The 14197-nt window shown below is 46.2% G+C and carries 14 protein-coding genes; 13 read left to right on the plus strand and 1 reads right to left on the minus strand.

All coding sequences use genetic code 11. The annotated features are described in order from the left end of the window. Window positions 1-18: 18 nt before the first annotated feature. Window positions 19-1023: a DctP family TRAP transporter solute-binding subunit gene (locus tag NTX75_10535; GenBank protein ID MCX5816656.1), complete on the minus strand. Its 1005-nt coding sequence runs from the start codon at window positions 1021-1023 to the stop codon at window positions 19-21. Window positions 1024-1234: 211 nt separating this feature from the next. Between NTX75_10535 and NTX75_10540 the strand changes: the two genes are divergently transcribed. The 13 genes from NTX75_10540 (at window position 1235) to NTX75_10600 (ending at window position 14196) form a co-directional block, all read left to right on the plus strand. Further along, window positions 1235-2449, plus strand: a complete 1215-nt coding sequence (locus NTX75_10540; protein MCX5816657.1) for an ABC transporter substrate-binding protein — start codon at window positions 1235-1237, stop codon at window positions 2447-2449. A gap of 93 nt (window positions 2450-2542) precedes the next feature. Next, complete coding sequence (locus tag NTX75_10545; GenBank protein MCX5816658.1) at window positions 2543-3757, plus strand: ABC transporter substrate-binding protein; 1215 nt, start codon at window positions 2543-2545, stop codon at window positions 3755-3757. Window positions 3758-3782: 25 nt separating this feature from the next. Further along, window positions 3783-4682, plus strand: a complete 900-nt coding sequence (locus tag NTX75_10550; GenBank protein ID MCX5816659.1) for a branched-chain amino acid ABC transporter permease — start codon at window positions 3783-3785, stop codon at window positions 4680-4682. Between the two features lie 10 nt (window positions 4683-4692). Next, window positions 4693-5634, plus strand: a complete 942-nt coding sequence (locus NTX75_10555; protein ID MCX5816660.1) for a branched-chain amino acid ABC transporter permease — start codon at window positions 4693-4695, stop codon at window positions 5632-5634. A 3-nt stretch (window positions 5635-5637) separates the two neighbouring features. Next, window positions 5638-6387: an ABC transporter ATP-binding protein gene (locus tag NTX75_10560; protein MCX5816661.1), complete on the plus strand. Its 750-nt coding sequence runs from the start codon at window positions 5638-5640 to the stop codon at window positions 6385-6387. After that, complete coding sequence (locus NTX75_10565) at window positions 6375-7064, plus strand: ABC transporter ATP-binding protein (GenBank protein ID MCX5816662.1); 690 nt, start codon at window positions 6375-6377, stop codon at window positions 7062-7064. Before NTX75_10560 ends, NTX75_10565 begins: the two co-directional genes overlap by 13 nt. 1067 nt (window positions 7065-8131) lie before the next feature. Next, complete coding sequence (locus NTX75_10570) at window positions 8132-8899, plus strand: formylglycine-generating enzyme family protein (GenBank protein ID MCX5816663.1); 768 nt, start codon at window positions 8132-8134, stop codon at window positions 8897-8899. A 498-nt stretch (window positions 8900-9397) separates the two neighbouring features. Continuing rightward, the gene (locus NTX75_10575) at window positions 9398-10189 is read left to right on the plus strand and encodes a transporter substrate-binding domain-containing protein (GenBank protein MCX5816664.1); all 792 of its coding nucleotides are present in this window, start codon (window positions 9398-9400) and stop codon (window positions 10187-10189) included. Between the two features lie 475 nt (window positions 10190-10664). Next, window positions 10665-10919 carry a hypothetical protein gene (locus tag NTX75_10580; GenBank protein MCX5816665.1) on the plus strand — a complete coding sequence of 85 codons (255 nt, stop codon included), beginning with the start codon at window positions 10665-10667 and terminating at the stop codon, window positions 10917-10919. A gap of 182 nt (window positions 10920-11101) precedes the next feature. Further along, entirely contained in the window at window positions 11102-11836 is a 735-nt protein-coding gene (locus NTX75_10585) for an amino acid ABC transporter ATP-binding protein (GenBank protein ID MCX5816666.1), read from the plus strand. 21 nt (window positions 11837-11857) lie between these two features. Further along, on the plus strand, window positions 11858-12676 hold the full coding sequence (locus NTX75_10590) for an ABC transporter substrate-binding protein (GenBank protein ID MCX5816667.1): 819 nt from the start codon (window positions 11858-11860) through the stop codon (window positions 12674-12676). Between the two features lie 115 nt (window positions 12677-12791). Then, a complete protein-coding gene (locus NTX75_10595; GenBank protein MCX5816668.1) occupies window positions 12792-13499 on the plus strand; it encodes an amino acid ABC transporter permease in 708 nt (235 codons plus the stop codon). Window position 13500: 1 nt separating this feature from the next. Then, window positions 13501-14196, plus strand: coding sequence for an amino acid ABC transporter permease (locus NTX75_10600; GenBank protein MCX5816669.1), 696 nt, complete (start codon window positions 13501-13503; stop codon window positions 14194-14196). The last annotated feature ends 1 nt before the right edge of the window (window position 14197 follow it).

Below are 14197 nucleotides of genomic sequence, written 5' to 3' on the forward strand. Positions count from 1 at the left end.
ATCACGAAACATACCAGGTTATTTTGAGTAGGACCCTATCTTCTTTAAGAAAAAATCATACCAAGCAGTACCGAAAGTGCCCTTGTATTTATCATAAACAGGACTTACAGCCTTTTTAAAGACCGCCCTGTCCTCGACGCTTAACGTGTATATATCTACCCGTTGTGTTAGGGCCTTCTCCATTGCATAATCCCCGCTTTTTGTGATTGCCTGCCGGTTGACCGTTATCTGAACCTCGGCGGCCTCCCTGAAAACCTTCTGCTGATCCGGGGTGAGGGACTTCCAGAATTTACTGTTCACTACCACAGGACATTCATTAAGGATATGATTTGTTATGGTGGCGAATTTATTCACCTCTGTAAATTTCATCATAACAGATGTATAAAGCGAATTGTCCTGACCGTCGATCATCTTTTGCTGCAAAGCATTGTAAACTTCCGGCAGGGGGAGGCTGGTTGGATTCGCGCCAAGCGCCTTAAATGTATCAATGAATATAGGGCTCACAGTGACACGTATTTTTAAACCCCTTAAATCATCCGGTTTCTTTATCTGCCTCTTTGAATTTGTCATGTCCCCAAAACCGTTTTCGGTATATCCTATAAAAACAAAACCCTTGGGATCACAGTATTGGGCAAGCCTTTCCATTATTTCCTTATCTTCGAGAACCTTATAGGCAGCCTCTTTGCTTGGAAAGACAAAGGGCAATTCTATAATGCCGAACTCAGGCACAAAATTGGCAAGCACCCCGGAAGATACAGTCGCCACATGAAGAGAACCTGCCCGAACCTGTTCCGCCAAAGAGCGTTCGCCGCCAAGCTGACCGAGGGGAAACACCCGGACTTCCATGCTGCCCTTAGATTTTTCATTTATATATTTTGCAAACGCCAACGCCCCGAGATGCTGCGGATGGTCAAGCGATGACATGTGACCGTATTTAATGACAGTCTGTGCTTTTGCAAGGATAAAAGATGAAAAGACAAGGGTGGTTACCGTCAATAGTATAAGGGTGGTTTTCTTGAACATGGCACCTCCGCTTCCCCAAGGTTTTTAAATCTGGGAAATTCTCATATAAAATCCTATGCTTGTCAAACAAAAAACCTACTCGAAGAAGATTGATACAATTTTTTACACTATATGCTGAAATTATTAGCGACACCAAATCCCTTATTGTGTTGACAAATAGATTTTTTATATTTTAAATGAACTATAAATAAAAACTTGAAAGGGGTGTGTTATGAAAAAAACATTATTTTTTGCAACGCTCTTGCTTGTTCTGCTCGGCCTGCATATAGTTTTTTCTGTGTCCCATGCAGCAGACACTATCAAGGTGGGTATTGTCGATACATATTCCGGGCCAGCGACAACATATACACAAGACGTCCTCGATGGATTCACTCTGGCCATAAACCAGGTGAACGCAAAAGGCGGAGTGCTTGGAAAGAAGATTATTTTTGTGACGCGGGACGACAAATTTAAGCCGGATATTGCCCTATCGATGGCAAAAGAGCTTGTGTTAAAAGAACGCGTTGATCTCCTCATGGGCTCCACAAATAGCGGTGGCGCACTTGCCATATCGGATTTTGCGAAGAAGGAAAAAGTACCGTTTATTGTAACCGATGCAAAAAGCGATAAAATTGTAGGAGAAAAGGGCCACCGGTATGTTTTCAACGCAAACGAGAACACTATGATGATCGGGAAGGCGACAGCGATCGCACTTTCCAAGAAGCCTTATGTGAAGTATTGGATCATGGGAGAAGACTATGAATTTGGTCATGCCTGTGCGGATGCTATCTGGAACAACCTTAAGGCTCTGAAGCCTAACGTGCAGTTGCTCGGGCAGTCATGGAGAAAGGTGGGAGAGGTTGATTTGACTCCGTACCTGAGCGGTGCTCTCCAGGCTAACCCGGACTGTATAATAAGTGCATCGGGCGGAGGCGGTGTAGTGAATTTTCTCAAGTCAGTTAAGACGCTAGGTTTAGCCCAAAAGATTCCCATTTATCAGCATTACGCAACGGACACCCTTGCGCTGGCACCCCTCGGCCTGGAAGCCCCGGAGGGAGTCATGGGAAGCTCAAGCTATCATTTCTACTATCCAAATATACCGGAAAACAAGGCATTTACAGAGGAGTTCAGGAAGACCTACAAGAAGTACCCCGGGTCCACGGCGCTATACGGCTATTCTGCCGGCATGTTCATAGCAAAGGCATACCAGAAGGCGGGAAAAGTTGATACTGAACGCTTCATTGATGCCCTGGAAGGTCTTGTCATAGACAGTCCCATCGGAAAGCTTGAGATGCGTGCCTGCGATCACCAGGTCACCCTGCCCATGTATTATGGGGTCACAAGGAAAGTGCCCGGCTATGATTTTCTCCTGGGCGCGGATATGGTAACGATTCCTGGAAAGGATTACTTGCCGACCTGCGAAGAAATGATGAAATTGCGTAAATAGAGTGTTTTTGTTGACAAATAACGGCGTATATTTTAAAAGTTTCCATATAAGGATAAAAGAATAGGCAGTAAAAAACACAAAAGGGGTGCAGTTATGAAAAAAACAGTATTACTTTCCATGTCTTTGTTGTTTTTTGTCGGTTTGTTTATGATATGTCCACTCACGAATGCCCAAAGCACAATAAAGGTTGGCATTGTTGATACCTACACAGGGCCAGCAACAACATTCACAATGGATGTGCTTGACGGTTTCAAGCTTGCAGTCGATAAAATTAATGCAAAGGGCGGTGTTCTCGGGAAAAAGATCGAATATACTACACGCGACGAGAAGTTTAAACCGGATATCGGCCTTGCCATGGCAAAAGAGCTTGTACTGAAGGAAAAGGTTGACATCCTCATGGGTACGATCAACAGCTCAACAACCCTTGCTATTTCCGATTTCGTGAAAAAAGAGAAGGTACCGTTTTTTGTGACCTTTGCAAAAAGCGATAAGATCATAGGCGAAAAAGGACACAAGTATGTATTCAATATGAACGAAAATACCGCTATGGCAGGAAGGGCGGCAGCCGTTGCACTGGCGAAAAAACCATACGTAAAATACTGGATTGCCGGTGATGATTATGAATACGGACGCGCCATTGCCGAAAACGTATGGAATAACCTGAAAAAGCTGAAACCACAGGTCCAGAAGGTCGGAGAGTCGTGGTGGAAGGTCGGAGAAGCAGATTTTACACCATATATCACCCAGATTCTCGCAGCAAAGCCTGATTTTATCATAGTAGCCACCGGTGGCTCTGGTATGGTCAATTTTCAGAAGGCCGCAAAGGCAACCGGTTTAAGCCAGAAAATACCGTTCTATCAGCATACGGCCATCGAACTTTCTGTTCTGAAACCCCAGGGCCAAAATGCACCGGAGGGTGTCTACGGAACAGCCAACTACTTCTTCTACTATCCTGATACACCTGCGAACAAAGCATTTGTAGATGAATTTAAGAAGGCATACAACAGAGAGCCGAGAATAGGCGCCCTCTCCGGTTATATGACCGCCCAGTTCATAGCCGAAGGGTATAAGAAGGCCGGCAAGATTGACACAGAAGGTCTGATCAAGGCCCTCGAAGGCATGTCGCTTGACAGCCCCGTGGGTCCCCTGGCAATCAGAGGGTGTGACCACCAGCTTGAGCTTCCCATGTATTTCGGAGTTACGAAGAAGGATCCCAAATATGATTTTCTCGTAGCAGGCGATATCCAGATAATCCAGGCAAAAGACTACATGCCTACCTGTGATGAGGTAAAAAAGGTCCGTAAGTAGGAATCCTCCAAAAGGAGTTCAATAGATGGATTTTATCTATTCGATAATACCAGCGGGTGTTTTGTCACAGGTTTTTGTGGGTTTGAGCCGTACCACTATACTCTTCATTGTGGCATCAGGTTTAAGCCTCATCCTTGGTGTCTTGAGGATCCCCAACGTCGCCCACGGTTCACTCTATATGATAGGGGCTTTTACCGCTTTCACGGTGACAAAAATATTCGGCAGTGGTTCTGCCGGTTTCTGGATGGCCCTCATCATTGCCCCTCTCGTTGTGGCCTTTATAAGCCTTATCGCGGAAAGGGGGATGTTTCAATTCCTCTACGAACGGGAACACCTCATGCTCCTCCTTCTTACCTTTGCGTTTTCCCTCGTTTTTGGTGACCTTGTAAAACTTGTATGGGGCGGCGAGTACAAATCAGTACCGGTGCCCCATATTTTTCAGGGTTTTGTACCCCTCTTCGGAGGCCTTCCCTTCCCCCTCTACAACCTCTTCCTCCTCGTTGCGGGCCCCGTTGTGGCAATACTCCTCTGGCTTCTGACGAATAAGACCAAAATTGGAAAGATTGCACGGGCAGCAGCAGTAGACAGGGAGATGGTGGGCGCTGTGGGCATCAATGTAAGCTGGGTCTTTGCCACTGTCTTTGTCATCGGCTGTTACCTTGCCGGCCTTGGGGGTGTCCTTGTGGCGCCTACGGTGAGCGTTACCCTCGGCATGGACCATAACCTCATTATAGAGGCATTCCTCATTGTTATTATGGGAGGATTGGGGAACATCTGGGGGGCGCTGCTCGGCGCCTTGATATTTGGCCTAACACAGTCGATGGGCATTCTCATATGGCCCCAATTCGGTATAATCTTCCCTTACCTCGCAGTGGTTATTGTGCTGTTGTTCAGGCCTACCGGGCTCCTCAAGTCTACATGGTAACGGAGTGCATATGAGAAAGAAAACCCTTCTATGGCTGAGCGCGGGCATCATCGTTCTCCTGCTGTTCCCCACATTTCTCCCGCGATTCTATGTGTACCTCGCATCGATTATTCTGCTCTATGGTCTCCTTGCCACAAGTCTGAACCTTGTCCTCGGATACGGAGGGATTTTCCAGTTCCACCACTGCGTATTTTATGGGGTTGGCGCCTATGGGACAACGCTTATGCTCACAAAGACAGGGCTGCCTGCTGTGTTCGCATTTTTTGCGGGGCCTCTCGTGTCTGCCGCATTCGGACTGATTATGGGTATCATCTGTATCCGCCTCTCCAAGCTCTATTTTGGCATGTTGCAGATATCTCTCGGTTCCCTTGTCTGGGCTATTGTATACCGGTGGTATTCCTTTACCGGAGGCGATGACGGGATCCATGGCATACCCATTCCGGAGATGCTTTCATCACCAAATAGCGCTTACTACTATACGCTCACAGTAACCATTGTGTGTCTTTTTGTAATGCGGAAAATCATCAACTCCCCCTTCGGAAGTGCTCTCCAGGGGATACGGGACAACCCGGTGAGAAGTGAGATGATCGGGATAAACGTCAGGAGGCATCAGCTCCTCGCCCTTGTCGTTGCGGGGTTCTTTGCGGGGGTTGCAGGGTCTCTCTTTGTTGTTGTTGATAATACGGTTTTTCCGGATATGCTCTTCTGGACCCTTTCGCTGGAAATATTTATTATGTGCCTGCTGGGGGGGTGGTTTACATTCCTGGGACCCATGCTCGGCGCTGCCATCATTATTGCCCTGAGAACGTTTGTGAGTACCTATACCGTCTACTGGGCACTTGTTCTCGGTATTATCATGATGCTCGTCATCTTTTTCCTGCCCAACGGCATCCTTGGCTATGTTGAGGAAAAATTCAAAAAGGGATTTATAGAACCGGAAATAAAGGAGTAATCAGTGTTAGAGGTAACATCCATATCAAAGGCCTTTGATGGGTTCAAAGCGGTGAACAATGCGAACCTTACGGTGGAAAAGGGCGAGATTGTTGCAGTCATCGGACCGAACGGGGCAGGAAAGACAACCCTCTTCAACCTCATTACAGGGATTATTAAGCCTGATTCCGGGAAGGTACTTTTCAAAGGGGAAGACATTACGGGGCTTCCGCCCTATGAGGTATGCAGAAAGCGCATCTCCCGCTCCTTTCAGATAGTCAATGTGTTTCAAAGACTTACGGTTTTTGAAAATGTCCAGATATCCGTCCTGTCAAGACAGAAAAAGACCTGGAACCTCTTTACCCCCTCTACAAAGCTGGCGATCAAAGAGACAGACGATATCCTCGAAAGCGTCGGCCTCTTGAAGAAAAAAAACCGCACTACCGCCCTGCTCTCACATGGCGACCGTAAAGTCCTGGAGATCGCCATGGCCTTGGGGGGCAACCCGGAATTCCTTATCCTCGATGAACCCACTGCCGGCATGGCCGCAGAAGAGACCTCGCTGTGCATTGACCTCATTAAAAAGCTTTCCCTAACTATGGGGCTCACCATCCTTTTCTGTGAACATGACATGGAGATTATCTTCGGGATTGCCAACCGCATTATGGTTATGGTGAGAGGCGGCACGGTTATCCAGGGGTCCTGTGAGGAAGTGCGGTGCAATGAGGCGGTACAGGATGCGTATTTAGGGGGGAGTGACGTATGCTTAATGTAAGGGGGATTGAGACATATTACGGCTTAAGCCATATCCTCTTCGATGTCTCCCTCGCCGTCAATAAAGGAGAGGTAGTGGGTCTTCTGGGGAGAAACGGTGCAGGTAAAAGCACCACCATGAGAAGCATCATGGGCCTTACCCCTCCGAAGAAAGGGCACATATCCTTTAACGATGAAGACATTACAGGCCACAAACCCTTTTTGCTCTTCAGAAAAGGGATCGGTTATGTCCCCGACGACAGAAGGGTCTTTGCAGATTTAAGTGTTGACGATAACCTTGAGATAGTCTTCCACAGGGGAACCGAATGGAATAAACAGAGGATATACGAGATTTTTCCCGCTCTCAGCGAAATGAAAACAAGAAGGGCAGGGCACTTAAGCGGCGGTGAACAGCAGATGCTCACCATTGCCAGGGCCCTTATGGGAGGGCCTGAGCTCCTTCTGCTTGACGAACCGACGGAAGGACTGGCGCCGCTTATTGTCCGCGACCTGGAAGAGCAGATACTTAAGCTGCGGGATGCGGGTATCAGCATCCTTCTGTCGGAACAGAACGTAAGATCGGCGCTGAAGATGATCGGCAGAGCCTATGTCATCGATAACGGGAGAATTCGCTTTGAGGGAACCGTTGCCGAGCTCGAGGCGAACGAAGAAGTGAAGAAGAAGTATTTAATGGTATAGGCAATCACCCGCCTTACAGTCTAAACGCAATTCCTGTTTTTCATTTACCACCAACCATCAACTATAAACTGTTTCCAAGATCGGGACATTCAAGGTTTGCTGCAAAGCGATACCCTTGGGAAACGGGAGATTCCCCTGCCGGACAGACGCCCGAATCTCAGGAGACAGTTTCAAAAGTGAAATCGTGCGAGACAGTGTTCGTATTGACTTTCCAGAGATTTGGGAAGCTTCCGACACAGTGTCGGAAAAACCTTCCGATACATAATCGGGAGACCGCTCGTAGTTTACCAGGGCGCTCATCACCCCGTTCACATCATACCACTTTTCAGGAAAGAAACAGGTGAGAGGCAATATGCTATGGGCAATAGGCGATATAAATCACGTGTGATTCAATCCCGACAGCGGAGGGACATCACGCAAGCCTTAATCCTGCCAGGCAGGACATCACGGAATTTAAGTTATAAATTGCCAAAAAAACAGCACTTTAAGCCCCAGAAATACAGTTTTGAGTGTTGGGTGCTAAGTTTTGTGTTATTTGAATTGACGTTTTCAACTCAAAACAGCTTTTATGGTTTGGTCCGACCCAAATCGACATTCCTGACGCTGCCAAAAGAGTAAAATTCATGATTCTTTTCGGAGATTATGTGGGTAATGGCTACTTTCTGTAATCCTCAACCTGATCTTGTGCTTCGACATAGCATGTTACAAGTGGTTATCGTTAAAATCGCAACAGATTTAAGATACACTTCAATAGTAGGCACCGACGTACTTGAGTGCTGGGGAGCAATGGAACAGAAAATGCGGTTAACGACTTCACGAACCTCTTCAATGGAATCTTATGGGTTCCGCAGCGGTCACAGTTCTCCACGTAGGACAGTCTCCAATACCGAAGAAACATACCTCCCGGACTTCATTGTAGACATGGCAGCAGCTTCGCTGGTGCTGGTTCTTCGCAAGAGATTCGATGATGTGGCAAATGGAAGTAAAGCAAAAATAACTTACCATTTCAATAACGGTTGTTATATAATGCAAACATATTATTTAATGACCTTTTATGGGGGTTCTCGATGCATGGGAAGATTATTCTGTCAGTCGTATTTTTTGTTTTCTTCGTATCCTTTGCCGTTGCAGGAGGAAAAGAATCCAAAGACCCCACAACAGGTATGGAATTTGTCTTCGTCAAAAGCGGCTGCTATGATATGGGCGATACCTTCGGTGGCGGCGAACCAGATGAAAAACCTGCCCATAACGTCTGCGTCAGTGATTTCTATATGGGTAAATACGAAGTTACACAGGGGCAGTGGAAAACCATCATGGGCAGCAATCCGTCATATTTCTCTTCCTACGGCGATACCTGCCCCGTAGAAATGGTTTCGTGGAATGACATTGAGGAGTTCATTCAAAAGTTCAACAGCAAAACAGGCAAATCCTACCGTCTCCCCACCGAGGCAGAGTGGGAATATGCCGCAAGAAGCGGAGGCAAGAAAGAGAAATACGCAGGAACAAGCTCCGATTCAGACCTTAAAGACTATGCCTGGTATGGCTCTAATTCAGACAATGAAACCCATCCTGTAGGTCAGAAAAAACCCAACGGCCTTGGCATATACGACATGTCCGGCAATGTCTATGAATGGTGTCAGGATTGGTTCAGTTCTTATTACTATAAAAACAGCCCCCGGAATAACCCTCAGGGTCCTTTTTCGGGCAGTAACCGTATGTTTCGCGGCGGTTCCTGGCTCAACGAACCGCCGCTTGTGCGGGCTTCCGACCGGAACGACGACGATCCATCGGGCAGGTACAACCGCGTCGGTTTCCGCCTCCTGAGGACACCATAGAGAGCATCAGATGTTTCAGAAAGAAGACTTACCATCAAGACTCCGAAGTCGGGGAATGAGTCGGAGGTTGCCTTCATGCCGGAGCAGGTTGCAAAACGCCTTCGCGAATACATCACACACAACAGTCTTTCTTCTGATACGCAATATATCTGCCGTCTGTACCAACTAACAAACCCAATTCTTTCTTTGACAGTTTACAGGTCTTTCTCAGCTTCTTAATTGTATCTGGTGTCCAGGATGACATATATATAGTATAATCACCTTTTTTTCTGTATCCGTCGATATGTGATGGGGTTTATAGATGAGTTTTAACTGGAAATACTATTCTTGCCGGTATCTATCAAATCAATTTAGCCTCTACAGAATATCGCCAGTCATATTATTATTCCATTGACACACACAGTTGTTCTTTTTATAATTTCACGTTACAGAAGCAATGTCTTACCAAACATGTTCTTTGTTACTGTAAACAAATTCAATAAGGAGAAGGTAAAATTTATGAAAAAAATCGGTTGTTTCTGTCTAATATTGTGTTTAGTCCTTCTTGCCGGAAGTGTACATGCGACTCAGAAAAATATAAAAGGAACTTTTGAGCTGACAATGTTGACGGAGGAATACCCGCCTGTCACGTTTATAAAAGACGGGAAGGTCACCGGTTTTGTCACGGACATAGTACGCGAGATTATTACCCGTCAGGGCACTCCGGATAAAATCCGGTTAACCTCCTGGGATGAGGCCTACAATATGGCGTTGAACACCCCGAATGTGGTGCTCTTCAGCGCCGAGAGAACGGAAAAAAGGGAGAAGCTGTTTCAATGGGTGGGGCCGGTCGGTAAAAACAGCGCGATATTTTACGCAAAGAAAGGCTCCGGCATAAAAATTAACAGCCTGGAAGAAGCCGGAAGGCTTGCCGCCATTGCTACAACTACCAACTGGTTTACCGAACAGTACCTTAAAAGCAAAGGGTTTACGAATTTGGTCAGTTCTCCTCTTCCCACCACCAACGTTAAGCAGCTCATGGATGGAAGCGTTCAGATTTCGGTCTTTACCGATATTACAATCCCGGAGATTGTGAAAAATGCGGGATACAGCATGGATGATCTGGAACCGGTCTTTCCTGTGAGCAATACCTATTTTTACATTGCGATGTCACTTGGAACTCCGGTTGAGATGGTTAAAAAATGGCAGTCGGTCCTGGATGGCATGAAAGCGGATGGTGCCTTCGAAAAAATATACCGGAGCTACATTCCCACTGCTGACCTGAAGGATCTGCTGCAATTTTCCCGATAAGCTCTGCTTTTGTCATTGATACCCCCTTGTGGATTGTTGTTAATAGAGACTTTCTATAAATAAGTTGGTAGAATTTTCCTTGATACAAATCTATTGATAAGCAGGTGCTATACGTAACATATCTTGCTTTCTCTCTTAATATTAGTTACTTACACCCTGTTTTCCCTTATCCGTCTTTTATCCAATTCAAACCCATCATTCTCATTTGACTGGGTACGTTGCATGACGACAACGATTTACGGAACTGCAAATTGTGAGAAGATGTTCTGAAACATTTTCAGAAACTGTTGCTGAAAATGCTGAAACCTACCCAAAGTCAACAAAGACAGGAAAATGCAGGGGCCGGACCAGAAAGTCTGTGCCGGGTGATGGGCGTAATGAGGCAAGTTTCTACAACAGTTGTAGAAAGCTTTTTAATCCTTGTAAATTTAAGCCAGTCTTCGTTTTACGGATTCTCCGCACAGTGGCGGAGAATTTGGAAATAGCCGAAAAAGGACCGCCTCTTATGAATGGGGTCTTGCTTTTTGCATTAATGGACCGGGGTGTGCATCAGAGGGAATTTGCGGACACATTGTCCGCAATCGCTGCATGGGTAATCTGTCCGGAGTGGAAGCCGAAGAAATGGTTTTCCATTAATATCAATTTGATAGCATATTGGAATAAATTGTATCCGGTCAGTCATGGGATAGATTTCCGGATATGTTTCGTAATAAAGAAAGAAAAAAACTAATCTTTTGTTTCCATTTATCCGTATTGCGAGCGACAGCGGGCGGCAAAAAAGTATTTTTCCTAAAACTGGCCGATTATTTTAAATTATTGATTATTTATGCCGAGTTGGTATATAAACATAATCGTTGTAACTGTTGCCAGAGATACAAAAATGTATTTCAAAGGATAATCCGGGAGTAACCCATGATCAAATTTCAAGGGGTGCACAAGTGGTTCAAGAAACTCCACGTTTTAAACGATATCAACCTTCACGTGACGCCTGGAGAAGTACTGGTGGTATGCGGTCCCTCAGGCTCCGGCAAATCAACGCTCATACGCACCATCAATAAGCTGGAACCCGCTGACAAGGGAACCCTTGTTGTAGATGGCATGGATCTCTCTGATCCGAAAACAGACATCAACAAACTGCGTGCAGAGATCGGCTTTGTGTTTCAGCAGTTTAATTTATATCCGCACCTTTCCGTCCTGAAGAATATTACGCTCGCACCCATCAAAATACGCGGACTCTCTAAAAAAGAGGCTGAAGGAAGCGCAATGGCCCTTCTTGAGCGTGTAGGGCTGTCCGACAAGGTACATGCTTACCCCACACAACTTTCAGGTGGACAGCAGCAGAGGGTGGCCATTGCCAGGGCCCTTGCAATGAAACCGAAGATCATGCTTTTCGATGAGCCTACGTCTGCACTGGATCCCGAAATGATCGGCGAAGTGTTGCTTGTCATGCAGGACCTTGCACGTTCCGGTATGACCATGATAGTGGTAACCCACGAGATGGGATTTGCAAGCGAGGTTTCTCACAGGGTTGCCTTCATGGACTATGGTGTCATACTTGAAGAGGCAAAACCTGATGAATTTTTTAAAAACCCGAAACATGAGAGGGCACAGCAGTTCCTTAAGGAAATACTGTCCCCCATGCACTAAGTACCATAAGGAGGATATACAATGAAGAGATTTGGAGTGTTAGTGCTGGCATTGGTATTTGTCGCAGGTATTTGCGGAGCATTGTTCGCAGCAGATACGCTGGAGACGATCAAGAAGAAAGGTGTAATGGTAGCGGGCGTCAAAGACTCCACCCCGGGCTTTGGCTATGTGGATGAGAAAACACGCGAGATTGTCGGTTATGATGTTGATTTTGTCAAGGCAATTGCAAAAAAGCTTGGCGTGAAGATTGAACTTAAGCCCGTTACCTCGGCAAGCCGTATGCCCCAGCTTGTGGAGGGAAATATTGATATCATCGCTGCCACAATGACGAAGAACCCCGAGAGGGCAAAGCAGATTGACTTCAGCAATACATACTTTTTTACCGGCCAGAAATTTATTGTAAAGAAGGGGACGGCAAAGAGCCTTGCTGATCTTGATGGAAAGAGGATGGGGACGGCAAAGGGCTCCACTTCAGAGCAGAATGCAAAGAAGGCATTGCCAAAGGCAACAATACTTTCTTTTGACGATTACCCTCAGGCATTTCTTGCACTTCAGCAGGGCAAGGTTTTTGCTGTGACAACGGATGAGTCAATCCTTGCAAACATCCTTAGCAAGGCCCCGAACAAGGATCAGTACGAAATTCCCGATATCCAGATTTCCGATGAGCCGTATGGGCTGGGTATCCGCAAGGGCGAGAAGAACTTCGTCGACGCTGTGAATAAAACCCTTGTTGAAATGGAAAAGAGCGGCGAAGCGAAGATGATTTTTGACAAGTGGTTCGGTCCGAATTCGACAACTCCACTCAAGAGAGGAACATTCAAGATTACGGCGGACAAGTAAAGCCGTATTCATATGGCGCAGAGCGGTTAGCGTGGAGCGTATAGAAATTCTCATGAATCAGAGACTGAACGCTAAACGCTATCCGCTAAGCGCTCATGCAAGGGGTTAGCTTTCAGTGTTTAAGTATCAATTCGATTGGGCGGTGGTTACATCAGGGCAGTATGCTGAGTGGCTTCTTTCGGGCATTAAGGTAACGTTCGAGCTCTCTCTCGTGTCGATTGTTTTATCGTTTATTCTCGGCCTGCTCATTGCTGTCATGCGCATGAGCCGTGTTGGCCCTGTTCGCTGGTTCGCCCACGCGTATTTAGAGTTTTTCAGAAATACACCCCTCCTTGTGCAGATTTTCTTCTGGTATTTCGGGTCGTATAAGATCCTTCCAAAGGCATTTAACGATTGGTTGAATACTACGAATTTCGAGTTTGCTGCTGCAGTAATAGCGCTTACCATATATACATCCGCCTTTATCGCTGAAGATATACGCTCCGGTGTTCGCTCCATACCAAAGGAGCAGATGGAGGCAGCCAGAAGCTCCGGTTTTTCCTATTTACGTTCCATGCAATATATCATTCTGCCGCAGGCGGTTCGTCTTACGATTCCACCTCTCATAAACCAGTTCCTTAATCTCACAAAAAACTCTTCGCTGGCTATGACAATCGGGGTCATGGAATTAACCTACCAGGCACGTCAGGTAGAAAGCTATACCTTTAAAGGTTTTGAGGCCTTTACTGCAGCCACACTTGTATATGTTGTTATTTCCCTGATAATTACCGGCATGGTAACGCTCTACAGCAAAAAGGTGTTAAGTCCCATGAAGGCGCATTAGCATGAATACATGGTTCGATTTTACCGTTATCTGGACCAATATAACCTATTTTTTCATAGGCCGGTTTCCTCACGGGGCATTGGGCGGCATTTCCCTTACCCTTTATCTCGCCATAGTCTCCTGCATACTTTCTTTTTTCGGAGGCCTCATGCTGGGGCTCATGAGCATATCACACAACAGGATTATCAAGTATGGTTCAATGGTAATATTGAATATAATCAGGGGGATGCCGCTCCTGATGGTTATATTCTGGATGTATTTCCTCCTGCCGGCCTTTCTGGGAAGGACGGTTTCGGAGAATTGGACGGTCATTATGGCATTGACACTCTTTACCTCTGCCTACATGGCTCAGATTGTAAGGGCAGGCGTTGAAGGTATCCCCAGAGGGCAGACAGAAGCAGGGCTCTCAACGGGTCTCCCTTTATGGCAGGTAATGATATATATTGTAATGCCTCAGGGATTGCGCAACATGATCCCTTCTTTCGTAAATCAGTTTGTCTCAATGATTAAGGACACATCCCTTGCTTTCATTGTCGGGGTGTCTGAATTGACCCAGGTGGCAATTCAAATCAACAACCGGACAATTATCTATCCGACGGAAATTTTCTTCTTTATTGCTGTTATTTATTTTATTATCTGTTTTGCCTTTACAAGCCTTTCGCGCTGGCTTGAAAAGCGTCTCGCCTGGAAGCGGTAAG

Source organism: Pseudomonadota bacterium (assembly GCA_026388315.1).
In the GTDB taxonomy this organism is placed as follows: domain Bacteria; phylum Desulfobacterota; class Syntrophorhabdia; order Syntrophorhabdales; family Syntrophorhabdaceae; genus MWEV01.

Excerpts from the sequence above, each read along its gene's own strand:
- NTX75_10570 (MCX5816663.1), top strand. The coding sequence starts at position 8,132 with ATGCATGGGAAGATTATTCTGTCAGTCGTATTTTTTGTTTTCTTCGTA.
- NTX75_10600 (MCX5816669.1), top strand. The coding sequence starts at position 13,501 with ATGAATACATGGTTCGATTTTACCGTTATCTGGACCAATATAACCTAT.
- NTX75_10540 (MCX5816657.1), top strand. The coding sequence starts at position 1,235 with ATGAAAAAAACATTATTTTTTGCAACGCTCTTGCTTGTTCTGCTCGGC.
- NTX75_10550 (MCX5816659.1), top strand. The coding sequence starts at position 3,783 with ATGGATTTTATCTATTCGATAATACCAGCGGGTGTTTTGTCACAGGTT.
- NTX75_10575 (MCX5816664.1), top strand. The coding sequence starts at position 9,398 with ATGAAAAAAATCGGTTGTTTCTGTCTAATATTGTGTTTAGTCCTTCTT.
- NTX75_10535 (MCX5816656.1), bottom strand. The coding sequence starts at position 1,023 with ATGTTCAAGAAAACCACCCTTATACTATTGACGGTAACCACCCTTGTC.
- NTX75_10545 (MCX5816658.1), top strand. The coding sequence starts at position 2,543 with ATGAAAAAAACAGTATTACTTTCCATGTCTTTGTTGTTTTTTGTCGGT.
- NTX75_10590 (MCX5816667.1), top strand. The coding sequence starts at position 11,858 with ATGAAGAGATTTGGAGTGTTAGTGCTGGCATTGGTATTTGTCGCAGGT.
- NTX75_10565 (MCX5816662.1), top strand. The coding sequence starts at position 6,375 with ATGCTTAATGTAAGGGGGATTGAGACATATTACGGCTTAAGCCATATC.
- NTX75_10555 (MCX5816660.1), top strand. The coding sequence starts at position 4,693 with ATGAGAAAGAAAACCCTTCTATGGCTGAGCGCGGGCATCATCGTTCTC.
- NTX75_10585 (MCX5816666.1), top strand. The coding sequence starts at position 11,102 with ATGATCAAATTTCAAGGGGTGCACAAGTGGTTCAAGAAACTCCACGTT.